Consider the following 23,533-nt stretch of genomic DNA (forward strand, 5'->3'; position numbering starts at 1 on the left):
TCAAGACAGCTGCTCGGATCCTCCGAACCTCACACCTTCTGTTCTCTCCAATCCTTGACGACGCTACGGCACCACCACCAATCCTGCCCGCCCACCGAACTCGTCGTCCACGGTTACCAGCCCGCGTGGCGCGCGCCAATCCCCGCCGTTGATGCGTACCGCCACCTTGTGTGTGCCGGAGGGCAGGGTGAGCACATGCGTGAAACCCGAGGGGCCGTAGCGCATACGCACGGGCGTCCATTCGTTCGTGCTGGTCGCCACTTCCACCACGGCGTCGGGCGCGGCGGTGATGCTGAGAGTCAATACACCACGTCCTTCGCGCCGCTGCAGTACCACTTCATCGCCACGCAGGTCGGGCACCACATCGGGAGAGAGTGAGCGCGCATCGGCAAAGCCGCGCGCTGCGCGCTGCACCCCCTGCACCCGCAACGGATTCCAGCGCAACGCGACGCCGGTATAGCGAGCCTGCGGTACCCCGCGCACCACGTCGGCCAATTGTTCACCGCCCTGCGCCATGAGCAGCAATGCGGGTGAAAGCTGCCATCCGGCGGTGATGCTGAAGCCATCGGCGCGACCAACGGTGGCGCCGGCACCCTGTCGCCAACTGCGCGAGGCGCTCAAGGACCAGCGCGACATGCGCCACGCGAGATCGACGCCGACATCGTCGAGGGTGTAAGCCGGCACTTCGCGCTCGAGCACGATGCCGGAGGCCTCCATGAGCATCCAGTCGTCGGTGAACGAGCGTTGACCGGACACGCCAAGTTGCCAGACACTGCGGCCGATCACGCGCTGCACGTCACTGCCGAGCGCGAAGGCATGACCACGCGTGGACATGAGGTAGCGATCGGTGCGGCCCACACCGGCGCTGCCGTGCAACGTGACCGGTCCGAGCAACACACTCTGCCGCGCGGCGGCACTGCGCGAGCCACTGGTGCTGCCAGGCCAGGCGAGGCCGTTGGTGGTGGACACCAGATCGAGATCCGTGCGCAGCCGTGTGGCCGGTGCGAACGAGGTGCGCAGCACCCACTGGGCGGCCGCGAGACTGTCGTCAGCCAGCGTGATGGCGCCCTCGGCGGCGATGGACCACCGCGAGCGGCCGTGCCACACGCCACCGCCCATGGTACCGGCATTGCGCAATGCACTACGCGGTTGCTGCACCCGTGCGCCGCCGGCATCGAGCCAGGCGAGCGTGCCTTGAGGAAGCAGCGGTTGCGCACGCGCGGGAGTCAGCGGTGCACACCATGGCGCGGCCAGCAGCGTCATCCTGGTGATGACGCGACTGACCGAGGAGGAGACCTTACTTGTTGCGCGGACGGGGCGGCACGTTTGCCGGAGCGAGTCCGTTGGACAAGCCGGCAGCCTGCGAATTGAGTAGAGACATGACACCCTTGGAGCGTAGCTCCATGGAGGCATCCGGCGCGAGTCCCGACGCGATATCGTTGCGCACCTCGACGCCCAGCGAGGCGAACTGGCCGCCGGTGGCGCCCTTGACCAGGAGCTCTCGAACGCGGCGGGTGGCGACGGTCTTGGACACCCCCGACTGGACCATTTCGGCCAGGACGCCGAGTGGAACGGTCAGTGGCTTGCCGGGCCAGAGCTTGCGCATATCCCGGAGCGTGGCCACCGGAATGCCGGCCTGCAGGGCGTCGGCCGCCGCCGCCAGTTCATCGTTGGAACGGGTGGGGGCCAGGGCCGATGCGGCGAGCGCCAGGCGATCGGCCAATGCCGACGTAGCGGTGCGGATGCGGTCCGGGGTGGCCTTCTTGGCCAGGCCTTCGCGCACCTTGGTTACCAGCGGGGCCGTGGGCAGGCCGCGGGCGGCCGCGTCGGCGATGATGGTGCGAAGGGCCGTGCGGGCGTCGTCGTCGCCGATGGCGTCGAAGGGCGTGGCGTCCTGCGCCAAGAGCACCGGCGAGGCAACGGGCAGGGCCGTGAGCGCCAGGCCGCTGAGCCATACCAGGCTGCGGCGGCGGAATGTCCGGGAAATCATGGGTCGGGTCCTCACGGATTCTGCACGATGATGACCGAACCCGGGCGACCGAAGTCGGCGTCGGTGGCCTCGGCGGCGCGCGGATCGGCCACCCAGGTCTCGCCATTCACCACGAAGGAGTAGACGTGGCGGCCGGGCGGGAGCGGTACGGTGACCGACCACACACCACGGTCGAGCACGAGTGGCGCGTTGCTCACGTCCCAGTCGTTGAAATCGCCGACGATGCTCACGCGACTGGCGGTGGGCACGTCCCGCGCGTCGAGCACGAACTGTGTGGGAATGCGGAGCGCGGACACATCGGCGCCGCCTTCGACGGTCTGCAACGTGGTGCGCATGGGGTCGGCCACGGGCACCGTGGCCTGACTGTCCGTCTGCACGGCCAGCGTGGGTGCTACCCCCACACTGGCGTTGGGGCTCATGATGACGCCGCGGGCCATGAAGCCCACGAGCAGTGCACCAGCGGCCAAAGACGCGCCGCGCGCCACCGGCGGCACCGAGAACTGCCACCACTCGGCCAGCGGTTCGAGGCGCGCCACGAAGCGCTGCCAGGGGGTGCGCTTGCGGTGCGCGACGGCGTTGAGAATGTCGGCGATGGCCCGACGATCGACCTCGGGCATGGGCGTGAGCACCGCGCGCACCTGGCGCAGCAGGCGATCATCGTCGGCGCCCGGTTCGAGACCGGGACCAAAAGGCGTCTGGTTATTCATGGATCGCTCCCTCACGGAGGCGCACACGCAGCGTATCGATGGCGCGCTTGACTCGCATGCGGAGAGTGGAGCCTTTGGCGCCCGTCACGATGGCCATCTCTTCGTAGTCCATGTCGTTCACGTGGCGGAGCAAAAAGGCTTCGCGTTGTTCAGGTGGCAGGGATGCCAGAGCAGCGTGGACGTCGCGCGCAAACCCGGCGTCGGGAATGTCCGCACTGTCCTCACTCGCAGCGTCGTACGGCAGGTCGCCGTACTCCAGCACTTCATGACGGCGCTTGCGCTTGGCCATGAGCGTGCGGCAACGGTTCCCGAGAATGCGGAAGAACCACGGATCGAAAGGCGCATCCTCGCGGAACCGTGCCAGGTTGTCATGCACGCGGATGAAGGCGTCCTGCACGGCCTCCTCCGCATCCTCCCGATGATGCAACATCTGCATCGCGAACCGCAGGGCGCGCGGATAGTAATGCTCCACCAGCCGGGCGAAACTGGTGCGATCGCCCTGCCGCGCCTGCATCAGCACGAGGTGAAGGGTTCCGGCGTCGAGGGGTTGCACGGGAGTAATGACAATTCAGCGGGAGATGGAGCCAGTGAAGCTTACAGACGGATCCGGGTCGTCTGCACGGCGCTTTCGGGACGCAGCGAGCCGTCGGCCTGACGCCGATAGGTCCACCACATCACGATCGCTTCGGTTGACTGCGCCGTATAGCCGCCGATCTGGCTGTACGGCACCTGAACACTCGCGCCCTGTACGAGTGTGGGGCACTGCGTGTTGCATGGCGGATACAGGGCGATCACCATCTGGTCCTTGTCCACGACCATGTAGCCCACCACCAGTTCGGTGGTGTTGCGCAGCGTGAGGGTGGGGCGCTGGGCCTTCACCTCGAGCGTGCCGGCCACAATCCCCTGGTTGGGAGACGGGGTGTCCGATTCGTCCGCGAGCACGTTGCCGGCGGGTGAGTCACTGCAGGCCGCCAGCAGTCCGAGAGCGGACAGGGCGGTCACGGCGCGCACGAGCCGGGTTGTGGTACGTCGCATGGTACAGGAACTCCGGGAAACAGGTGATTCGATCCGTGCCCTGCTGTACCTGCCCCGATCGGAGCGTGTCACAGCGGAGGGTCCACCTGGCCCCGGAATTTCGTGACGAAGCCGATTCGTCCCCCGTCTCCCCCTTGCCACATGTGGCGAAACCGCGCGCGGGGCGACGACGCCACCGTGGGGTGCTCCCCCTGTTAGTGTTCATGATTGACGCCCTCGACCGGTTCACCGACGTCCTCGGCGAACCCCTGCGCGACCACCAGCGCGGCTGTCTGGCCGCCTTTGCCGCGGACCCGCGTCCCTCCACCTGGGAAGACGCACACGGCATCGTGCTCAATGTGCACGGCATGACGCTGTGGCAGGCCTGGCTGGCCGTCGATTCGACCGCCCCGACCACCGGGCGTCACGTGACCATCGACCCCTGGGATCGGCTGATCGTGCTGGAGGAGTGGTCCCGCATTCCCGACACGGCCATGCTGGAGCGCCTTGTGGCCTTTGTGCTGGCGGAGACCCCCGCCTCGTAATTGGCGTCCCCGTTGGTGATGTGCCTGGCGTCGCCGTCTGCGAGGGCGACCGGCGCGCGCTAAGTTGCGCGCATGGTTTCGCCTTCCCCGTCTGCTGCGGCATCGGCCGCCACGTCCCCCCTTCGCATCACCGTGCTGCTCGGCGGCGTGTCCGCCGAACGCGATGTCTCGCTCTCGAGCGGCCTGCGCATTGCCGTGGCGCTGCGGGAGAAGGGCCATTCGGTGACCTGTTTCGACCCCGCCGAGGGCGTGCTGAGTCGGGAAACAGAGGCGGCGCTACTGGCCGCCGGTGTGGGCAGCGCGCCGCCGTCACTGGAGGCGCTGGCGGGCCTGGCCGCGCGATCCCTGTCGCCCTCACTGGGCACGCGCCCGGAAATCACCGGTGCCGACTGTGTGTTTCTGGCGCTACATGGCGGCCAGGGCGAGGACGGCACCATTCAGGCCCTGCTGGACATGGTCGGGGTGCCGTACACGGGCAGCGGGCACCTGGCGAGCGCGCTGGCCATGGACAAGCACCTGAGCAAGGTGGTGCTGCGCTCAGCCGGCGTGGCGACCGCCAACTGGCTGATGGCGCCTGCCGACGGTTCGGCGCTCGACCCCGATACGGTGGGCCGTCATCTCGACTGGCCGGTGGTGGTCAAGCCCAGCAAGCAGGGCAGCACGGTGGGGCTGTCCATTGTGCGCGAACCCGGCGAACTGGCGGCGGCGGTCGCGGAAGCATTCCGGTTCGACGACGAGGTGATGATCGAGCGCTTCGTGCCGGGCCAGGAGCTGACGGTGGGCATACTGGGCGACGCGGTGCTGCCGACGATCGAGATCCAGCCGGTCAAGGAGCTGTACGATTACGAGTGCAAGTACACGCCGGGCATGGCGCGGGAGTTCGTAGCCGAACTATCGGCGGAGGTGCAAGCCAAGCTGGCTGATCAGGCGCGCCGGGCTTTTTCGGCGCTCAAGCTGCGCGGTTATGCACGCATTGACTTCCGTCTGGATCCATCAGGCCAGCCCTGGTGTTTGGAAGCCAACACGTTGCCGGGGATGACGCCCACCAGTCTCATTCCGCAGGCCGCAGCGGCTGCCGGTGTCTTGTTTCCGGACCTCTGCGAACGCATCGTGCAGTTGGCCCTCGCTTCGTCGCATCACTCGCGCCCGTCCTGAGCGTCCCCACCGGGCGCCCGTTGCGGTGCCGGCACCGTCCCATCGCCATGGCGTACGTCACCTACGACGAGTTTGACTCTCCCCGCTCCCCGAGCGCCGTCTACTGGCTGATCGGGTTGTGCGTGGGCGTGTACTTCGTGCAGGCCACGCTGGTGGGCGACGCGAACATGGCCCGCTGGTTCGGCTATGCGTCGGGTGACGTGGCATCCGGCGCGATGTGGACGTTGGGCACCTACATGTTCGTGCACGGGGGCCTCATGCACCTGCTGCTCAACATGTGGACGCTGTGGCTGTTCGGTCCGCGTGTGGAAGCCGCATGGGGTGCGAGCACGTTCACGTGGTACTACCTGTGGTGCGGCCTCGGGGGCTGGGCCTTCCACGCCATGTTCCAGCAGGGCGGTGGTCTGCTCGTTGGCGCCTCGGCGGCCATCCTCGGTGTGGCGGTGGCCTATGCCTCGCGCTGGCCCGATGACGAAGTGCTGTTCTTCGGCGTGGTGCCCATGAAGGTGCGCTGGCTGGTGGTGTTCATGGCGCTCATCAACATCACCATGGCCGTGGTGAACGCGGGCAGCCTGGGCGGCACGGCTTACGCCGCGCACATCGGCGGCATGATTGCGGGTTGGGTGTACCTGCGCGCGCCGAGCGCGGGCAGTCTGGGCCGCTTCCGTAATCGCATTGCGCCGGCGCCCGACTATGGCGACGAGCCTCCGCGCGCGGTGCCCAAGTCGTCGGCCCGTCCGCGTGAGCGCGAGGTGGACGACATCGTAGCACAGAGCAAGGCCGCCATGGCCCGCACGCGCCCGCCGCAAACGGTGCCGAAGCCGCAGAGCGCGCCGGCGGCCGTGGTGCCGGAGCCAGCCACGGCCCTCGATGCGGTGTTGGACAAGATCGCGGCGGAAGGCATGGACAGTCTCACTCTGGCCGAGCGGAACTTGCTGGACGAGTGGTCGCGGCGACTGCGTGGCAACTGAGGTTGCCGGCCGCGCCGTGTCGTGGCCCCCATGTACGCCCTGCGGCCCCTGACGGGGCCGCGTTAGTTTTCAGCCATGCCCAAGCCTGAACTGCTGGAAACGTTCCCGAATCCCTACGCGGATCGGGCCTATGAGATCTACATGGAGACCGACGAGTTCACGTCGCTGTGCCCCCTGGGTGGCGTGGAGACGGACGCGGCGGAGCTCAAACTGCTGGAGGGTGGCGCGCCGGACTTTGCCACCATTCGCATCACGTACACGCCGGCCGCGAGCTGCCTCGAGCTCAAGAGCCTCAAGCTCTATTTCTGGAGCTTCCGCAACGACGGCATTTTCTACGAGCGCGTGGTGAATCGCATCCTCGACGATCTGGTGGCGGCTTGTCAGCCGCAGGCCATGACGGTGGTGGGTGACTTCAACGTGCGCGGTGGCCTCAAGAGCATCATCACGGCGAAGTACCAGGCGGCGTAAGTCGCTCGTGTCTGCACCGCTGTCGTATCAGGAGACACCACCGGGGCCACAGACGCCCCCGGTGGTGTCTGCGTATTGGCGTTTCGATGTGCACGCGTTGCCGCACGAGGGGTTTGTGCATCGCGTGTGGCCGGATGGCTGCGTGTCGCTGCTGGCCGTGTGCGTGCCGATTGGTGAGACGTGGCGTGTGGTGGCGACGGTAGTGCGTGGCATAACGCGCGCACCGCAGGATGTGCCGGTGCAGCCCGGCACGCGCTATGTGGGCATCCGCTTTCGTGCAGAGAGCGGCGCAGCGGTGCTGGGGGTGCCGGCGGCATCGCTGCGTGATGTGAGCCCCATGCTGACCGAGGTGGTGGGGGCATCCGCCGACAGTCTCGCGCGCGCGGTGGAGGCGGCGCTGCCGCAGGGCGACGCCGCGGTGCATGCCGCATTCGATGGCTGGGTGGCCGCGCAAACCGCGCGTGTGCTCGCGCGCCGGTCTGCATCGCGCGGTCTGGTGGATGACGCGGTGGCGCGTCCGGTGGATCATCTCGTCACGAGCAGCGGACAGGCGCCCATGACTGACGTGGCGGCGGCGTCCGGCGTGGCGCTTCGCACGTTGCAGCGCCGCTTCGTGCTGGCTGTGGGGCTGACGGCCAAGCAGTTCGCGCAGCTGAGGCGGGCGCGGGCCATGCTGCGTCGCACGATCGATGACGCGCTGGACGAGCGTGTGGGCTGGTCCGGCGTGGCGGCGGAGTCGGGTTACGCCGATCAGGCGCATCTGGCGCGTGAGGTGCGGCAATACGCGCAGTTGTCACCCACGGCGCTCAAGGCCTGGTTGTCGCAGATCGCGCACGAACTGGTGGAGTGACGCGACGGGCGTCCGCCTTCGTGTTCGCACATGGGTTCCTCACATTGGCGTGATTGTTCAAGACGGAGTGCACCGCCCAAGGCAGACTGGTGCTGAGGACATTCACCTTTGGCCGGAGCAGGCGATGATGCGGCGGATAACGAAGCGGTTGGCGAATCGGATGGCAGCGGCGATTCTGAGTCTGGCAATGGGCTCGGCCCTTGAAGCACAGGGCGATCCGCGTGGGGCGGATCCGCGGATGGCGGCGCAGAAGCAGGCGCAGGACGGCATGGCGCGCTTCGCGTGGCTGGTGGGTGAGTGGGAGGGGCCGGCCACAGTGTCGGCGGCTGGGCGCAACATGACGCTGACGCAGCGGGAAACGGTGCAGTGGTCGGCCAACAACACGGTGCTGCTCATTCAGGGCCGCGGCTCCATGCGCATGGGCCAGGAGGGTCCCGAGCGGCCGGTGTTCGCGGCGGCGGGCCTGCTGACCTTCGATGCCATCACCGGCAAGCACTTGTTCTTTTCTGCCAGCGGTACCGGGCAGGCCCAGCAGTTTGGCATCGAACTACATGGGGCCGACGGCATGATCTGGGGCTTTGACGCGCCGGATGGCAGCCGTACGCGCTACACCATTTCCCGGACCCCAACTGGGGCTTGGCGGGAGGTGGGCGAGGTCTCGACTGACGGCGGCAAGAGCTGGCGGCAGACGCTGGAGTTTACGCTGACGCGTAAGCCGTAGAGACCATACTCTGACGGGACGCCTCATTTGGCGCTACTGTGGAAGTCCACTTTCACGAGGACCGCATGGCGAGGCATTTCCGCGGGGTGGTGTGCGGGTTGGGTTTCCTGGCGTCGATGAGCGCGGTGAGTGCCGGCTCGTTGTCCGCCCAGCAGGTGCAGCACAAGACCGGGGGCAACGAGGGCAAGCGTCCCATCGGCTGGCAGGTGCGCTACGACAAGGGCGAGCACGCCGGCCATGGGGCCGACTCGATCAGCTTTGTGCAAATGACGCCCGGCTTTCACGCCACGACCGGTGGGTCGGCCGCCATTCTCTGGCACCCGGACAGCAGTGTGCGTGGGGATTTTTCGGTGGAGAGCACGATCTTTCTGTTCCCCACCAAGGGCCGCGATCGCGAGGGCTACGGGCTCTTGATTGGCGGCGCCGATCTGGGCGGGGCGGGGCAGCGCTACACCTACTTTCTGCTGCGCAACGACGGGCGCTTCCTGGTGAAGCAGCGTCGCGGGGAGCAGACCGTTTCGCTGACGGAGTGGACGCCGCTGCCGGCCATTGCGCTGCAGCAGGGTGAGGACGCGGTGAAGAATGTGCTGCGTGTGGAGGCCAAGGGCGCCACGGTGCGATTCCTCGTGAACGGGGCAGAGGCTGCCGCGCTGCCGCGCTCGAAGGTGGAGCCCGACGGGGTATTCGGCGTCCGGATGAATCACGCCATCAACGCCCACGTGTCGAGCGTGGCGCGGGCCAAATAGGCGGCCACGCAGCGAAGTCGGGCAACCGCCAGTTCCCTTTGGGCTGGGGGCGGATATATTGCGGGACTCCGGGTTCGCCGCTCTCGTGGCGGGTCCGGCTCGGCTAGGTAGCTCAGTTGGTAGAGCAGCGGACTGAAAATCCGCGTGTCGGCGGTTCGATTCCGTCCCTAGCCACTGAAATAGCGAGCGGCGCCCTGACTGTGGTCGGGGCGCCGTTTTGCGTTACCGGGTTGGCCAGCGCGCCGGCGAGACACACCGTTGGCAGCGAGCTGCCAGGGCCTCGATGGTGTCGGACTCACTCTTGCCTATCATAATAACCGCAAAGTGTTCTTTGGGTTATGTATCTGATAATAACCAGACTTCTTGTCTTGGTTATCATATCAATGATAACCTCTGGTATGTCAATTGGTTATTATGGGGAGTACCACAACCCTTCCCAGTCGTCACCGTGACCGATTCCTACCTCATTTCGAGTCCATGGACTCCATTCGGTCTGTCGGATGACCCGTTCTTTCAGGCGGCGCTCGATCCTGCCGACAGCTCAAGGTCCACGCACCCGATCAGCCTCTTCGTTGGCCGAACTGCTGAACTCCGACTGATCGGCAGTCAGGTGGTCGGAGCGTCCAGCTCCCGAGCCATTCTCACCGGCGGTCCTGGCGTGGGAAAGACGAGCCTGGTCAATCGACTCAAAGCCTCCTTGGCTGGCCAGGGCGTCCTCACCCACGCGGCGCCGGTGCGCGTGGTCAGTGGCATGACGCCTCGGCACTTCGAGGCCGAGGTGCTTCGGGTCCTGCTGCAAATGCGCGCTGGAGAGCAAGCAGCCACGTCGTCCATTCCTCACGCACCCGCCACATCCTCCCGTGCGAGTGAGCAGGCCGAGGACGACGCATTCTGGCGTCGCGTCGGACGCCTGATCATGGGAGAAGACAGCGTCGCTGGTGGTGTGTCATTGGGCGGCTTTGGTGTCCAGTCCCAGGCCGTTCGCATTCCGGCGGAGGTGCAGCACACGGCACTGACTACGGAGGTGACGGAGGCATTCCGTCGCCTGTCCCGCAACGGCACGCGCCGCCTGCTGCTTCACGTCAACAACCTGGAGAATCTCTCCACCACGGCTGCACAGGCGGCCGCGAACCTCATGCAGCAGGTGCGCGATACCCTGCTCGCGGACTTCGCGCATTGGGTGTTTGTGGGGGCCACCGGAATTGAACGGACCGTCTTCGGTGGCTCCACGCAGGTCAGCAGCATCATTCCGCTCACGGTGCATCTGCCTCCGCTGGCGCCTGCTGACGTGGCTGACCTGCTGAGGCGCCGATACGCGCATCTGCGCTCCGGCCTCCGCTTCACGCCGCCAGTGGATCCGCAGGTGGCGGCTGCGTTGTACGAACGTTTTCGCGGCGATCTGCGCGGCTTTCTGAACCTCCTGGCCCTGGCGGTGCAGCAGCACGCCATCAGCGCGCCGGGACGCACGGTGAGCGCCGGCGATATCATCGCGCATGTCGCCGCCCGCTATCAGGCCAGCGTTGTTCCGCATCGCTTGTCGGCCGAAGACTTCACCCATCTCGTGCGTGTGGTTGGCGGACAGCCGTGGCCAACGGAATTCCGTGTTACCGATGTGGCGGCGCGCGCCGCCGGTGCCCTGACACAGGCTGGCGCGAGCAAGGCCGTGAAGCGTCTGTTGCTTTCAGGTGTGATAGCGGAGCACCGGCGCGACGGGCGCAGCGTGTACTATCAGGTGGCGGACGGCGCGGTCAGCGTGGCGTTGGCGCAGACCTGAGTCGCCGGCGCCGCACGACGGATCTACGCCCTTACGGCCTTCGTCATGCCGAAGCAACGCAAAAATGCGCAAGGCGAATCAAGCGGCCGTTTGGCACTCCTGACAGCTTCACCGCATGAAGCCGGACACGTACGCCTTTTACCTGAGCGCGGTGACGCGGGTGTTGCGTCACCTGACCACGCAGCTGGATAGCGCCCCCGATCTCGCTGCACTGGCCGCTCTCGCACATCTGTCGCCCTTTCACTTTCACCGCGTGTTCCGCGGCATGGTGGGCGAGACGCCACTGGAGCTGCTGCGTCGCCTGCGGTTGGAGCGTGCCGCGCACCTGCTGCAGAGTACCGAGGTCGCGGTAACGCAGGTGGCGTTTGGTGCCGGCTTCGAAACCCACGAAGCGTTCACGCGGGCCTTCCGCACGGCCTTTGGTGAAGCGCCATCGGCGTTCCGGCAGAACCCGCGTGCACGTGCACATCTGACCGCGCCGAGCGGTCTTCACTTCGACACCGCCGACATCACGACCGTGTTCATCCCCCGCAATACGGGAGGTCAATTCATGGACGTTCACATCGAGCATCTTCCCCCGCTGCGCCTCGCGACCGTGGTGCACACGGGCCCCTTCAATCAGATCGGTGCGGCGTTCGAGCGGCTTGGGGCACTTGCGGGTCGCGCGGGCCTGTTCACGCACCCCGGCGCCCTCATGGTGGCCACCTACGACGACGACCCGGAAGGCAAGGCGGCCGAGGAGCTGCGCTCACGGGCGGGTATTTCCATTCCCGAAGGCATTGCCATGCCCGAGGGATTGGAGGAACAGCGCATTGCCGGTGGCGACTACGCGTGTCACACGCACATGGGCGGATACGAGACGCTGGGCGATGTATGGTCGCGATTCATGGGTGAGGCGCTGCCGTCCAGCGGTCATGCGTTGGCAGAAGGCCCGGCGCTCGAGATCTACCGCACGGACATGCGCACTACCCCCAAGGCGGAGTGGCGCACCGACCTGCTCGTACCGGTTGGTTGAATCCGGTTCGGTGCATCCGCATCGCTGAATCCGGTGTGCTGATGTCGGTGCGCTGAGAGCAGCTATTTGGTGACCGGTGTGTGCCGCCAGACCAGGCGCGCACCGGTGGCCGGGTCAAAGCCGGCCTCCAGCGTGCTCACGGCAGCCGGGGTACTGAGCGAGACACCGCGTCCAAGTTCGGCGTACCAGCGTGCTGTGACCAGGTCTGTCACGGCGGCCACATCCCGCACGCTGCTGAACAGACGCAGGGGCCCGGATGCGGTGAGGTTGAGCTGGGTCCAGGTGGCGCTGTGATCGTCGAGGAGTTGCAGGGAGTCGGACGTTGCCGCGCGCGCAAAACCCATGTCACCACCCACGACATAGCTGCGCGCTTTGGTGGCCCGTGGTATGACCCAGGCCTCGAGTGCAGGCGTGGCAATGGGCACCACGGAGAACGGACGCTTCTTTGTGGTCCAACTGCGGTTCACCTGCCGGTGCACGTCGCGCGCGAGATGAAAGGCCGCCGCGATGGCGGTGGTGTCCACGGCATCGGTGTACGCGGGCCTCGCGCCATCGAGACGGACCAGGCCGAGCCGCTGTACACGCGCAAAACTGCTGTCGATATCGAACACGCCACCGATGGGCACCCCGTCCGACGTGCGGCTGCAGTGGATGGCCCGTGGGGCGCGGGCTGCGGGGCCAAAGCGTCCCTCGGCACGCAGCCGAGCCACGGTGGCGGTGCACTGCATCCAGTACACGATGGCGCGCGCGCGCACGTCGTTGCGGGCAAACCGGGCGTGAAAGTCTGCGCTCATGCCGTCTGCGGGCGTCGGCGCTGCGGTATCGACGGCGACCTGTACCGGCGAGACGTCGGGTACGGGCACCTCTGCCACAGGCGGCGCACCCGCGCAGGCCGACCCGAGGCCTGCAGCCAGCAGGGCCGAGACAGCGATGAGCAGACGGCGGACCATGCGGGAGCGGGGGGAAGCCGGGGGCAGCGAATCGGTCATGCTGCAAACTCGTCGCCCGCACGCATGGACGCCATGCCGCGTGCCGCACACGTTTACGGCATGATCCCCTCACACGCTGCGACTCTCGCTCCTGGCTATCACCTGGTGCCCGCCGGCCACGTGGCGAGCGTGGTGACGCGACTGGAGATGTGCGAGCGCCCGGCCACAGGGGCGCCGACCTCACCATCTCCTGCGCCGGTGCTGCGCCGACTGCGCGGTGCATCGCTCCCTGAATACCGCCGTCTGTTCGCCGAGGTGGGCGCGCCCTGGCTCTGGTTCTCGCGGTTGGCCATGGACGATGACACGCTGCGTGCGATTCTCGATGACGAAGCGGTGCATGCACTGGCGGTTGCCACGCAGCAGGCGAACGAGCCGCCCTCACCTGCCTTGGGCCTGCTCGAACTCGACTTTCGCGTGCCTGGTCAGTGTGAACTGGCCTTCCTTGGTGTCACGCCGAACCTGGTTGGGCGCGGACTGGGCCAGTGGCTGATGTCACAGGCGTTGCAGATGGCCTGGAGCATGCCCGGCATGACGCGCGTACACGTGCACACCTGCACGCTCGATCATCCGTCGGCGCTGCGCTTTTACCTGCGCGCGGGGTTCACGGCCGTGGGGCGCGCCATTGAGGTCGCGCCGGATCCGCGCGTGCTGGGACTGCTGCCGGTGGATGCCGCACCCGACGTGCCCCTGATCACCGTCTGACCGCTGTCGTTGTCGATCCCGGACTTGCAGAGAATGGGCCGCGCCTGCTCCACGGCTTTGCGCATCTCCTCGAACGCCGTGACGATCTCGCTGACGTTCTGGTCGCTCCCCAATCCGCTGTCTATGGCCTGCGCTGCGAGTTGCAGTGTCGTCTCCGACTGCTCGAGGTCGGCGCAGGAACGCGTGCGGCTAGCCACCACCAGGTGATTGCGCGCGAGCTGTAGTGAAGCGGCCGCCACATAGGCGCGCGAATCGGCGCGGGACGCGATGGTATCGGCCAATACGACCAGCGCGACCCCCGCTTCCTGTTCGCGGCGCACGGAGTCGCCGCTGCTTCGCAGCAGGCCCAGGCCACGTGCAATGGCATAGCTGCGCAGCATCTCCGCCGCATCGGCGGTGCGGGGTGCACGACGCAGCACCGATACCGCGCTGTCCACTGCGTGCTCTTCGAGATAGTACTCGGCCAGCGCAAGGTAGGGCTGGAACAATGCGCTGTCGCGGCGCAGTGCTTCACGCGTGGCGCGAATGGCTTCTCCGCGATTGCCGCTGCGTCGCGCGTTGCTGGCCACCAGGAGCGGGAACTCCGGCGCTGATGGGAATCGTGCGAGGGCGCGAGGCAGCGCGACGGTCTGTTCGCCGTTCAGGATCTGCACGTACTGCAGGTACAGCCGCGCGTCGCCGGGAAAGCGGCGCACGTTGCGCACCACCAATTCAAGCGAGGCCAACGAGTCGTGCGTCTGTCTGAGCGATTCCACGTAGCGCGTGGCGTAACTCGAGTCGGTACGAAAGACTTCGTCTTCGTTTTCGAGTGAGTCGCCAATGATGGCCGCGTCCTTCCAGTTGCCGAGTGAGGCGTGGGCACGAAACGAGAGACGACGCAGCGATGCGTTGGGTCCGGTGCGCCGCAGCAGCGTACGTGCGTTGTCGAGCGATTCCTGTGCCTGGCCCATGCGCAGCAATCCTTCCACGGCAATGATGCCGACGGGAATGCTGTCGCCGTGTGTGGTGTAGACGCGCGCCCACTGGCTGGCGGCCGGCAGCCGGCGCCCCAGTGTTTCGAGGGCCTGCGCACGCGCGACGTTGGCAATGACGTTGGCGGAGTCACGCGCCAGCACGGCGTCGGCCACCTGCAGCACGGAGTCCGCGCCGGTGCGTCCATCGAGCAACGCGGAAATGAGGCAGCTTCGTGCGATGGTGGCATCACCATAGGCGCGCACGGCGCGTTCGGCTTCGCGCGCCGCCGTCGCGCGATCACCGCCGGCGAGCGCATTCTCGCAGCGCCTGAGTGGTATGAGTTGGGCGCGGGCACGCAGCACTTCGCTCACCACGGCTTCGCCGGCTGCACGGGCGCTGATGGCTCGCACCACGGGAAGCGGCTGCGCAATGTGCCAATTGCGGAGACGGGCCAGGCGCGCGCGTACCACCCATTTGCCGCCTTCCCGCACCACGGTGCCGGTAATGGTTTCGTCGGCGCGCAACTTGGTGGCCACCAGGCGCAGCTCGGTGTCGTTGAGCACCGTGCTGCGCGCATAGTCCGACTGCTTGAGCAGCAGATTGAGATGATAGGCGCCGAGCACTTCGGCTTCGCGTTTGTTGAGCCGATCTCCCAGACGATCGCGAACGGCATCGGCGATGTCCCGGCCAACGTTGCGCGCGTCTTCGCCGGCCACGCTGTCGCTGACAAATGGGACAACGAGCACCTGCTGGCGCACGAATTCCTGAGCCTTGAGCGCGTGCGGTGCGAGAACACTCACACCCAGCAGGCCCGACACAGCCAACAGGTGGCGAAGGTGGCGAAACCGGTGCGACATATCCCGAATGTAACGCGAGCGGTGCGCCCGTCGCTGAGAGGGGACACGCCGGACCGTCGACACGACGTCGACCACGCGGCGATTCGTCCCATTCAACCGTGTCGCGACGCCGCGGCACTGAGGTGCATATGCGCAGTCTCCGCTCTTCGTCCCCTGTGAACGGCCTTGTGTCCCCGACCGATGCGCGTGGTGTGTTTCGCGTGCGCCGTGCCATGCAGTTGCTGTGGTGTACAGTGCTGCTCGCGCCGGCGCTGGTGAGCTCGCGTGCCGAGGCCCAGTCGTATCGTCAGGTCTCCGGGCGGGTGTATCTCAACGGGACCGTCGCTTGCCAGGTTACGTCGGCCGGCCCGATCGAGAGGTCGTGCACCGGCGCCGGCACGGCGGGTACCGTGCGCGGCTCGGTGGGCAATGATGGGTTGCTGCACGCCGAAGCGCGGGTGACCGACCAGCGCTACCAGGCAGAAGACGAAGTCGACGCGTGGGCGCAGGCCATGCTGTACGATCGACTGACCTTCGAGGGTCAGGTTGTGCCGACGTCCGTTCGTCTTTCGCTGTTTCTGCATGGCGGCGTGACGGGCAGTAATACGTCATACGGTGCGTTGTCGGTGTATCACGGCGGCTCGGAGCCGGTACACACCATCTCGATTGACGGCTCGGCGCCCACGGGTGGCATTGGCTGGGGCTTCCCGGCGGCGCCCACGCTGCGGGTGGAGCGCACCACCTTCACCATGACCGTGGAGAACGGGCGTGTGGACTTCGGCATCGCCCTCAGGGCCCGCGCGCATCTGCCACTGCCCACCTACGACGAGGATCGCACCAACTGCGGGATCTACGACTGTGTGGGTCGCGGCGCGCGCGCGGACTTTCTCAACACGGCGGGTGTGGAGCTCATTGAAGGGCTGGATGCGGACGGCAATGTGATCAGCAGTGGTTTCGTTGTTCGCAGCGCGGCGAATGTGCAGTACGCGGTGTTCGGCAATGCGCCGGTGCCGGTGCCAGAACCGTCGTCGGCCATTCTGCTCTTCGTGGCGGCGGCGGTGGGTGCCATGCGTCTGCGGCGTGCACGGGCCTGAGGTTTGAGGACGGCAGAGCCTGCTCGGCAGAGCCTGCACGGCGGTCCGGTCACCGATAGCTTCAGGGCATGAGCGGACCTACGGAGATCTACAAGCGCTTCACGGTGGAGGCGGCGCACCGCCTCCCCAACGTGCCGCCGGGACACAAGTGTGCCCGGTTGCACGGTCATTCGTTCGGGATCGAGTTGCGTGTGCGTGGTGCGCTCCATCCCGAGCTGGGCTGGGTGCAGGACTTCGCTGACATCAAGGCGATCTTCAAGCCGATCTATGAGCAGCTGGATCATCACTACCTGAACGACATCCCCGGGCTCGAGAATCCGACCAGCGAACGTCTCGCGGTCTGGATCTGGGACCGTCTCAAACCACAGCTTCCCGACCTGAGTGCGGTGATTGTGCAGGAGACCTGCACGTCGGGCTGTGAGTACCGGGGGTGAAGCAGGGGGACCTCCGCCGGTCCCGTTCAGGCGGCGCGAGTTGATGAGCTGACGCGGTGACGGGGCAGGGTCGGGTACGGCGGAAGTCCTTGAATGATCGCGAGTTCTCATTAGCTTGAATGGATGTCTCAGTTCTCAGGCAGCCGCCACCTTCCAGCGTTCTCAGGCAAGACCCTGAGACGGGTGGCGCTCGTGCCTTTGCTGCTGGGCCTCGGACCGGTGCTGTCGTTGGATTGGCGGACGCTGTGGAGCGCGGGGGAGTTGCGCGGGACAGCCTCACTCGGCGCGCAGGAGGCGCCGCACGGTGATCGCCGGCATCTGCATGGAATTGTCGAAGACTCGATCTCCGGTCGTCCGCTTCGTGATGCCGAGGTGACCGTGGAGTGGACGGCCGAAGCGAAGGCGCGGATGTCACGCAGCCGCACCGATGGCAACGGCCGATTCGACTTTCGTGATTTGCCCGCGAGTCGCGTGCGCATTCGTGTGCGAGCCCTGGGGTTTGCTCCATGGACCGAGGTGGTGGACCTGACTCAGGCCGACCGTCTGCTGACGGTGCACCTCAGTGTGGCGACCACGGTGCTGCAGGAAGTGGCAGTGCGCGCGGACACGCTGGCGGAGCGTCTCGGGCGCGTGGCGGCGACGTCCACGCTTGATGCGGCCGCGCTGGCCAGCACGCGTGGGCAGACGCTGGGTGAGACGATCAAGAATCTGCCGGGTGTAGCCGTGGTGCAGTTCGGGCCGAGCATTGCGAAGCCGGTCATCCGCGGGCTCAACTCGCAACGCGTGCTGGTGATGAATGGCGGCCTGCGACAGGAAGATCAGCAGTGGGGCACCGAGCATGCTCCGAACATCGACAGCTTCAACGCGGATGCCGTGACGGTGGTCCGCGGCGCCGCCACGGTGCTGTACGGACCCGACGCGCTTGGTGGCGTGGTACGTGTGGATCACGCGGCCCTGCCTGACACGGGACATCTGCGTGGCAATGTGGCGCTCAACACCTTCAGCAACAGTCGCCAGGGTGCGCTGTCCGTGGGTCTCGAAGGTGCCGATCTCTCGCTGCCGCGCATCGGTACGACCGGCTATCGGTTGCGTCTCACCACGCGCATGGCCGGCAACGGCGCGGCGCCCGATTACTACCTGAGCAATACAGGCTTCCGCGAACTCAATGGCAGTCTCGCGCTCGGGGTACGTCGCGTGTGGGGACGCAGCGAGCTGTCACTCAGCCGATTCTCCACGGAGCTGGGTGTGCTGCGGCAGGCGCATGTGGGCAATCTCGAGGATCTCGAGCGCGCGATGCGCACCGAGCCGCGGGATTCGGCATTCTCGTATGCCATTGGCCGCCCGAGTCAGCGTGTGGCGCACACCACGCTGCGTTCGCGAACGGTATTTGCATTGCCCGGTGATCAGGAGCTCGAGCTGGTGTACGGACTCCAGTACAATCACCGCCGCGAGTATGACAATAACGGCCCGCTGCGCTTTCGCAACGAGCCCGCGTTCAATCTCAAGCTGTTCACCAACTCGCTCGATCTGCGGTGGACACATGCGCGCTGGCATGGCTGGCGCGGAACGGTGGGAACGAGTGCGGTGGCGCAGGGCAATCAGACATTGGGTAAGGCCTTTCTGATTCCCGGCTACGATCTCTGGCAGGGCGCGCTCTATGCGCAGGAAGAATTGGGTCTCGGCCGGTTCTCGCTGCTCACCGGTCTGCGCGGCGACATGATTTCGCAGACGACGCTGGCCTACGCTGATGCCGGAATTCGCAGTCCTGCCGGCACCAAGTCCTGGCGAAACGTTTCGGGCTCACTCGGCGCGGCATACTTGCTGCGCGATGGGCTCGATGTATCACTGCGTGTCGCGCGTGCGTGGCGTCCACCGACCGTGAACGAGCGCTATGCGCAGGGCGTGCACCACGGTACGGCGCAATACGAGCTGGGCGATGCGTCGCTCAGTGCGGAAGTGAGCGGGGGCGTAGAGGCGAGTCTGCGTCACCGCGGAACGCGTTGGCAGGCAGACGTGGCCGCGTATGCCAACACCATTGACGGTTTCATCTATCTGCAGCCGTCGGAACCGGTGTTCACACTGCGGGGCACGTTTCCCGGCTATCGCTATGCGCAGGCGCCGGCGCGCCTTCGTGGTCTCGAGCTGAGCAGCAGCTACCTGCCACACGCCCGTCTGCAACTTTCGGCCAATGGGACGCTGGTGCGCGGGCACAATCGCGACACGCGAGAGCCGCTGTTCGATATGCCAGCCGATCGTGTGAACCTGTCGGCGCGGTGGCTTGGCACACGCTCGCTGCTCGGCACGTGGCATCTCGGCGTGGGCACACTGCTGGTGCGACAGCAGGACGGGGTGCCCTCGGGCACGGTGTATACGCTGCCGACGGCGGGCTACGCGCTGTTGTCGCTCGACGCGGGCGCAACCGGCGTAATGCTGTTTGGTCAGGCGACTACCGTGTCGCTGAGTGTGAACAACGCGCTCGACACGCGATACCGTGACTATCTGAGTCGGTATCGGCTGTTTGTGAACGATGCGGGCCGCGATGTGGTGTTGCGGATCACCATGCCGTTCTGACTGCTCGAAGGCTGTGGGGTACCACCGCCGACATGCCGTCCCGCGTGTCACTCGATGAGGGCGAGTGCGCACGCTGTCATCCCACCCTCGCACGATGGAGTGCAGTCCCGTGACAAACAGCCAGTCCATGCGCCGCCTGGTGGCGTACAGCGGTTTTGGTCTCGTCGGCCTCGGACTCGCGGCCTGTGGTGAATCGAGCACGGCGCCCGGTGGCGAGCAGGAAGTCATCTCGCGCGTGACGCTCACGCTGACCCCGGCCAATGGCGGTGCACCGCTCACCGCGTTCATCGAAGACGCCGACGGCAACGGTCCAGGCGCGCCGAGCGCCCAGGTGGGCGCGTTGGCGCTGGTGCGTGGTGCCAGCTACACGGGCACGGTGAAGTTCGAGAACCGTCTGGTGAATCCGCCGGAAGACATCACGGAGGAAGTGGAGGAAGAGGCCAACGAGCACCGGGTGTACTACACGGTGACTGGCAGCGGCGTGACGATCACGACCACGGACCGCGACCCGCAGGGTCGCCCGCTTGGTCTGGCGTTCACCAAGGCGGTGGGCGCTACATCCGCGGCCGGTACGACCCGCGTGGTGCTCTGCCATTACGACGACGCACCGAAGAACGGTTCGAGCACGTCGTGCCAGGGTGAGACGGATATCGACGTGACGTTCAACTTCACGATCGCGAATTAGTTGCAACCCATTACTCGACACCTGAACACACAACTCGAAACTGATCAGTTCCGGGTTGTGTGTTCTGGTTTCGGGTTGTGTGTTCTCAACAGGGCGTCTAGCCGCCGATCAGCACGGTTGGTGCGCCGGCGACAATGGTGCCGCCGTGCGCGGTGGAATCACCGAGGCGTGCGGCGGGCATGTTGGAGAGCAGCACCGTAGCCGAGCCCTTGATGACGACGTCGGGCGGACCGACACACACGCAAGTGCTGCTGAGTGTGGCCGATGGCATGACACAGATGATGACCGTGGGGGCACCTGGTGAGACGATCGGGCCACCCACGTGGGGAATGGGCGGAACACCGGGTGTCTGCATGGGGCAGACGTGCATGTCGGTGATGCGCGCGGCGGGCATGCTCATGGCCTATTTCCCCCGTGCGGCAGGCGCGGTGGCCTGCGCGTAGTCGTGCGCGAGTCGTTGGTGGGTGTCGTGCGCCAACTGCAGGGCCGCATCCCAGCCGCCGAGGCGTTTGACGATCTCAAGCCCCTGCGCCGCGAAGGCGGCCATGGTGACCTCGACCTGATCGGGTTCACTGTTGGCTGCTGCCGCCATGAGAATGGCACCAGATATGAGTGGCAGCGCGGCACCGGGTGGTGGCGGAACGGGCGGAACGTTTGCTGGTGCCACCGTCGTGCCGCTCAGAAAAACGGCTGCGGCCACCATGCCCACCGGTGTGTCGAGACCTGCAGCGTTGCCAGTGTCCCACGCGTTGCGGCGGGCGTCGTCATCAGGCCGAACAATCCACTGCTCAACGGCCGCCAATGCCGTGTGTACCGCTGCAGTTGCCGCCTTGCCACCGACCACCTGTGTGGCATAACGCGCGGACACCCATGCCCACCAGATGCTTTCGCGTGCGGGCAGCACGCTGGCGATGAGGCGAATGACAGACGTGTGCAAGCCTTTCGCCGACCAGGTGGTCTGCAGGGCTTCGAGTGGTTGACGCGGGTCGAGCAGGGCCAACGCGTCATCATCGGGCGCCGCGCGCTCGAGCAGCCAGCGCAGGAGCGGCGGACAGGCAGCGAGCGGATCGGGAGCGATGACCGGAGGAGTCGTCATGGTCGGCGCCTCAGTTGATCATGGTGATGCCGCCCTTGATCATGACCATCGCATCGCCGTTCACCTGCGTCATGGGCGCCTTGATTTGGGCCATGGCCTGCCCTTCGATCTTGATCATGGGCGCCTTGATGGTGACGCCGGACATGTCGATGATGATGCTGCTGCCGCCCACCTTGAGCTCGATCTTCATGGCCGATGTGACGGTCATCGCCGACCCGTCCACCTTGATCTCGTACTTGCCCCCGATCGTGTCCTTGGCGTCGGCCCCGACCGTCTCGGTGCGCTTGCTGCCCACCGACGTTTCCTGATTGGAGCCGACTGTGATGGAGGCATTGCTGCCGACTGTTAGTTCGAGGTTGCTGCCCACCGTCGTGGTGTCGTTCTCCCCGATGTCGGTGGTCTGATCCTTGCCGATGCTGACGGTGTGGTTCTCACCGATCGTGACCATCTGGTTCTTGGCCACGGAGATCTCCCGATCGTTGTCGGCAACCGTGATCGTCTGCTTGCCCTTTTCGATCGTGTGCGTGTCGACGCCTTCCTTCACCGTGCGCACGTCGTCGTTCGTGATCGTGGTCGTGCGATTGTGTCTGACGTCACGCGTCTCGTCGTTCTTGACGAGCGTGGTGAGATCCTTCTCCGCCTGCACGTAGACGAGCTCTTCGCCCTTCTTGTCCTCGAAGCGCAGCTCGTTGAAGTTGTCGGCGCCGCCCTTGAGCGTGCTCTTGGTGCGCACGCCGCTCTGCGTCTTGTTGTCGGGTAGTTTCCACGGTGGCAGGTTGGCTCCGTTGTAGAGACTGCCCACCACCACGGGATTGTCGGGATCACCGTCGAGAAAATCGACGATGACCTCGTGGCCGATGCGTGGCAGGAACACGGCGCCGAAGTTCTGGCCCGCAAAGGGTTGCGCCACGCGGATCCAGCAGGAGCGATCGAGCTTCCTGGAGTCGTCGAGGTCCCACTTGAAGACCACCTGCACCCGACCGTGCTTGTCGGTGTAGATCTCCTCGCCCTCGGGGCCCACCACCGTGCCCACGTGTGAGCCAGCCACGCGCGGCCAGGGCGTGCGTCGTGGCGGACGGTACGGCGTGCCGGCGGGAATGGCCTCGAAGCTGTTCTCGTAGCTGGCCTGCCCGCCACCACTGAAGTAAGAGCCGTTGCTGCCGCGATGCGTCACGCCGAGAACAAACAGTTCCACGTTGAGCGCCGCGGCCGGATGCGCGGTGACCTTGGTCTTGGCACCACTCTGCAGACCGACATAGGTGCTGGTGCCACGGTACACCACGGCCAGCGACTCGGCCTGCTCCTGGCGGAGCCGCGCGTAGACCTTGGTATCATCGGGCAGCTTGCTGGCGTCAGAGGCCGAGTCACCGCCACTGTGCGTGATGCCGCTGCGGTGCGCCGTGAGCTGCTGTTCGAAGAGGTAGGCCTTGGCATCAGCGGGCGGCTTGAACTCACCGCCACTGGCCACGACGTTGCCGACATTGCGCGTGGCCAGAAACTCACTGGCGCTGCGCACACGGGTCTCGCCGACAAATGGCGTGGCCTGCATGGTAAGGCCCATGAGCCGCCCTTCGCGGCGCGCGTCAGTGTCGAACACCAGTTGTGCGGTGTTCCAAGCGGGCTGCGCCGACGCCGAGGTATCCGCAAGCACCAGCTTGGCTTCGCTGCCACTGTTGTCGAAGCGGTACCAGATGCCTTCCTGCTCGAGCAATCGGGATGCGCAGGCCCAGCGACTCTCGCGATAGCGGAAGCAGTAGGGCCGCGGATCGAGCGTACGCACCAGCTTCCACTCGAAGGGCGTGCCTTTGAGCAGATCACCGCAGATATCGCGCACGCTCTTGTTCTGGAAGATCTCGAAGCTCTCCTCCAGCGCCAGCACCCAGTGCGGCGGAACGATCTCCAGTTCGTACTCGACAAGATCGTCACGCGCGCTGCCCGTCTGCGCAAAGCGGCTGACGACGCCGTGTACGGTTCGCTGGCCACCCTCCGGCAACTGCAGCGACAGCGACACCGCCTTGAGCAGCAGCTCACTCGGTGCAATGGTCGTCTTGGTGCTCCATGCACGGACCGTCCACCGATACAGCGACGCGACCTGCTCCTCGCCGGTGAACTCGGCGAGGAGCAACACATCGTTGCCCAGTGGTGTGGTGATCTTGTACGGCCGATTGGCCTGGGTGTACGTCATGCCACGAGCCTCCGGGAAAGACCGGACCGAC

24 protein-coding genes and 1 tRNA gene are annotated in these 23,533 nt (G+C 66.2%); 15 read left to right on the forward strand and 10 right to left on the reverse strand.

Features of this window, described 5'->3' with window-relative positions:
* Window positions 1-63: 63 nt before the first annotated feature.
* From B2747_RS11630 to B2747_RS11650, 5 genes are read right to left on the reverse strand one after another with little or no spacing between them, the layout of a single operon-like run.
* Window positions 64-1,263: a hypothetical protein gene (locus B2747_RS11630; RefSeq protein ID WP_291160806.1), complete on the reverse strand. Its 1,200-nt coding sequence runs from the start codon at window positions 1,261-1,263 to the stop codon at window positions 64-66.
* A gap of 34 nt (window positions 1,264-1,297) precedes the next feature.
* Window positions 1,298-1,990, reverse strand: a complete 693-nt coding sequence (locus B2747_RS11635) for a hypothetical protein (RefSeq protein ID WP_291160809.1) — start codon at window positions 1,988-1,990, stop codon at window positions 1,298-1,300.
* A gap of 11 nt (window positions 1,991-2,001) precedes the next feature.
* Window positions 2,002-2,697 carry a hypothetical protein gene (locus tag B2747_RS11640; protein ID WP_291160812.1) on the reverse strand — a complete coding sequence of 232 codons (696 nt, stop codon included), beginning with the start codon at window positions 2,695-2,697 and terminating at the stop codon, window positions 2,002-2,004.
* A complete protein-coding gene (locus B2747_RS11645; protein WP_291160814.1) occupies window positions 2,690-3,250 on the reverse strand; it encodes an RNA polymerase sigma factor in 561 nt (186 codons plus the stop codon). The genes B2747_RS11640 and B2747_RS11645 overlap by 8 nt, the downstream gene beginning before the upstream one ends.
* 41 nt (window positions 3,251-3,291) lie before the next feature.
* Complete coding sequence (locus B2747_RS11650) at window positions 3,292-3,732, reverse strand: hypothetical protein (RefSeq protein WP_291160816.1); 441 nt, start codon at window positions 3,730-3,732, stop codon at window positions 3,292-3,294.
* A gap of 203 nt (window positions 3,733-3,935) precedes the next feature.
* On the opposite strand from B2747_RS11650, the gene B2747_RS11655 reads away from it, so the two are divergent.
* From B2747_RS11655 to B2747_RS11700, 10 genes are all read left to right on the forward strand, one after another.
* A complete protein-coding gene (locus tag B2747_RS11655) occupies window positions 3,936-4,256 on the forward strand; it encodes a hypothetical protein (RefSeq protein ID WP_291160820.1) in 321 nt (106 codons plus the stop codon).
* 72 nt (window positions 4,257-4,328) lie between these two features.
* Window positions 4,329-5,411 (forward strand): D-alanine--D-alanine ligase, encoded by a 1,083-nt coding sequence (locus B2747_RS11660; RefSeq protein WP_291160824.1) that lies wholly within the window; start codon window positions 4,329-4,331, stop codon window positions 5,409-5,411.
* Between the two features lie 47 nt (window positions 5,412-5,458).
* A complete protein-coding gene (locus tag B2747_RS11665) occupies window positions 5,459-6,382 on the forward strand; it encodes a rhomboid family intramembrane serine protease (protein ID WP_291160827.1) in 924 nt (307 codons plus the stop codon).
* Window positions 6,383-6,457: 75 nt separating this feature from the next.
* Window positions 6,458-6,850, forward strand: coding sequence for a preQ(1) synthase (queF, locus tag B2747_RS11670; protein ID WP_291160830.1), 393 nt, complete (start codon window positions 6,458-6,460; stop codon window positions 6,848-6,850).
* A gap of 7 nt (window positions 6,851-6,857) precedes the next feature.
* Window positions 6,858-7,700: a helix-turn-helix domain-containing protein gene (locus tag B2747_RS11675; protein WP_291160833.1), complete on the forward strand. Its 843-nt coding sequence runs from the start codon at window positions 6,858-6,860 to the stop codon at window positions 7,698-7,700.
* Between the two features lie 187 nt (window positions 7,701-7,887).
* Entirely contained in the window at window positions 7,888-8,421 is a 534-nt protein-coding gene (locus B2747_RS11680; RefSeq protein WP_291160836.1) for a hypothetical protein, read from the forward strand.
* Window positions 8,422-8,486: 65 nt separating this feature from the next.
* Window positions 8,487-9,167: a hypothetical protein gene (locus tag B2747_RS11685; RefSeq protein ID WP_291160839.1), complete on the forward strand. Its 681-nt coding sequence runs from the start codon at window positions 8,487-8,489 to the stop codon at window positions 9,165-9,167.
* A 101-nt stretch (window positions 9,168-9,268) separates the two neighbouring features.
* Window positions 9,269-9,341: transfer RNA gene (locus tag B2747_RS11690), tRNA-Phe, on the forward strand.
* Window positions 9,342-9,615: 274 nt separating this feature from the next.
* Window positions 9,616-10,941 carry an AAA family ATPase gene (locus B2747_RS11695; protein WP_291160842.1) on the forward strand — a complete coding sequence of 442 codons (1,326 nt, stop codon included), beginning with the start codon at window positions 9,616-9,618 and terminating at the stop codon, window positions 10,939-10,941.
* Between the two features lie 115 nt (window positions 10,942-11,056).
* Window positions 11,057-11,956 carry an AraC family transcriptional regulator gene (locus B2747_RS11700; protein ID WP_291160846.1) on the forward strand — a complete coding sequence of 300 codons (900 nt, stop codon included), beginning with the start codon at window positions 11,057-11,059 and terminating at the stop codon, window positions 11,954-11,956.
* A 62-nt stretch (window positions 11,957-12,018) separates the two neighbouring features.
* Here the strand turns inward: B2747_RS11700 and B2747_RS11705 are convergent, their stop codons facing one another.
* Window positions 12,019-12,945 (reverse strand): hypothetical protein, encoded by a 927-nt coding sequence (locus B2747_RS11705; protein WP_291160849.1) that lies wholly within the window; start codon window positions 12,943-12,945, stop codon window positions 12,019-12,021.
* 60 nt (window positions 12,946-13,005) lie between these two features.
* Between B2747_RS11705 and B2747_RS11710 the strand changes: the two genes are divergently transcribed.
* The gene (locus B2747_RS11710) at window positions 13,006-13,647 is read left to right on the forward strand and encodes a GNAT family N-acetyltransferase (RefSeq protein ID WP_291160851.1); all 642 of its coding nucleotides are present in this window, start codon (window positions 13,006-13,008) and stop codon (window positions 13,645-13,647) included.
* On the opposite strand, the gene B2747_RS11715 is transcribed toward B2747_RS11710, so the two are convergent.
* Entirely contained in the window at window positions 13,530-15,458 is a 1,929-nt protein-coding gene (locus B2747_RS11715) for a tetratricopeptide repeat protein (protein WP_291160853.1), read from the reverse strand. The two genes, B2747_RS11710 and B2747_RS11715, sit on opposite strands and share 118 nt — an antisense overlap.
* Before the next feature lie 167 nt (window positions 15,459-15,625).
* Between B2747_RS11715 and B2747_RS11720 the strand changes: the two genes are divergently transcribed.
* From B2747_RS11720 to B2747_RS11735, 4 genes are all read left to right on the forward strand, one after another.
* Window positions 15,626-16,531, forward strand: coding sequence for a PEP-CTERM sorting domain-containing protein (locus B2747_RS11720; RefSeq protein ID WP_291160856.1), 906 nt, complete (start codon window positions 15,626-15,628; stop codon window positions 16,529-16,531).
* A 68-nt stretch (window positions 16,532-16,599) separates the two neighbouring features.
* Window positions 16,600-16,965, forward strand: coding sequence for a 6-carboxytetrahydropterin synthase QueD (gene queD, locus B2747_RS11725; RefSeq protein WP_291160863.1), 366 nt, complete (start codon window positions 16,600-16,602; stop codon window positions 16,963-16,965).
* 123 nt (window positions 16,966-17,088) lie between these two features.
* Window positions 17,089-19,536: a TonB-dependent receptor gene (locus B2747_RS11730; RefSeq protein WP_291160866.1), complete on the forward strand. Its 2,448-nt coding sequence runs from the start codon at window positions 17,089-17,091 to the stop codon at window positions 19,534-19,536.
* Window positions 19,537-19,645: 109 nt separating this feature from the next.
* On the forward strand, window positions 19,646-20,221 hold the full coding sequence (locus B2747_RS11735; RefSeq protein ID WP_291160869.1) for a hypothetical protein: 576 nt from the start codon (window positions 19,646-19,648) through the stop codon (window positions 20,219-20,221).
* A gap of 97 nt (window positions 20,222-20,318) precedes the next feature.
* Here the strand turns inward: B2747_RS11735 and B2747_RS11740 are convergent, their stop codons facing one another.
* Genes B2747_RS11740 through B2747_RS11750 form a run of 3 tightly spaced genes read right to left on the reverse strand, consistent with a single transcriptional unit; the run spans window position 20,319 to window position 23,502 of the window.
* Window positions 20,319-20,621, reverse strand: a complete 303-nt coding sequence (locus B2747_RS11740; protein ID WP_291160873.1) for a PAAR domain-containing protein — start codon at window positions 20,619-20,621, stop codon at window positions 20,319-20,321.
* Between the two features lie 3 nt (window positions 20,622-20,624).
* Entirely contained in the window at window positions 20,625-21,317 is a 693-nt protein-coding gene (locus B2747_RS11745) for a DUF6931 family protein (RefSeq protein WP_291160874.1), read from the reverse strand.
* Window positions 21,318-21,327: 10 nt separating this feature from the next.
* Window positions 21,328-23,502 (reverse strand): type VI secretion system Vgr family protein, encoded by a 2,175-nt coding sequence (locus B2747_RS11750; protein ID WP_291160876.1) that lies wholly within the window; start codon window positions 23,500-23,502, stop codon window positions 21,328-21,330.
* Window positions 23,503-23,533 lie beyond the last annotated feature (31 nt).

This window comes from Gemmatimonas sp. UBA7669 (assembly GCF_002483225.1).
Taxonomy (GTDB): Bacteria; Gemmatimonadota; Gemmatimonadetes; order Gemmatimonadales; family Gemmatimonadaceae; genus Gemmatimonas.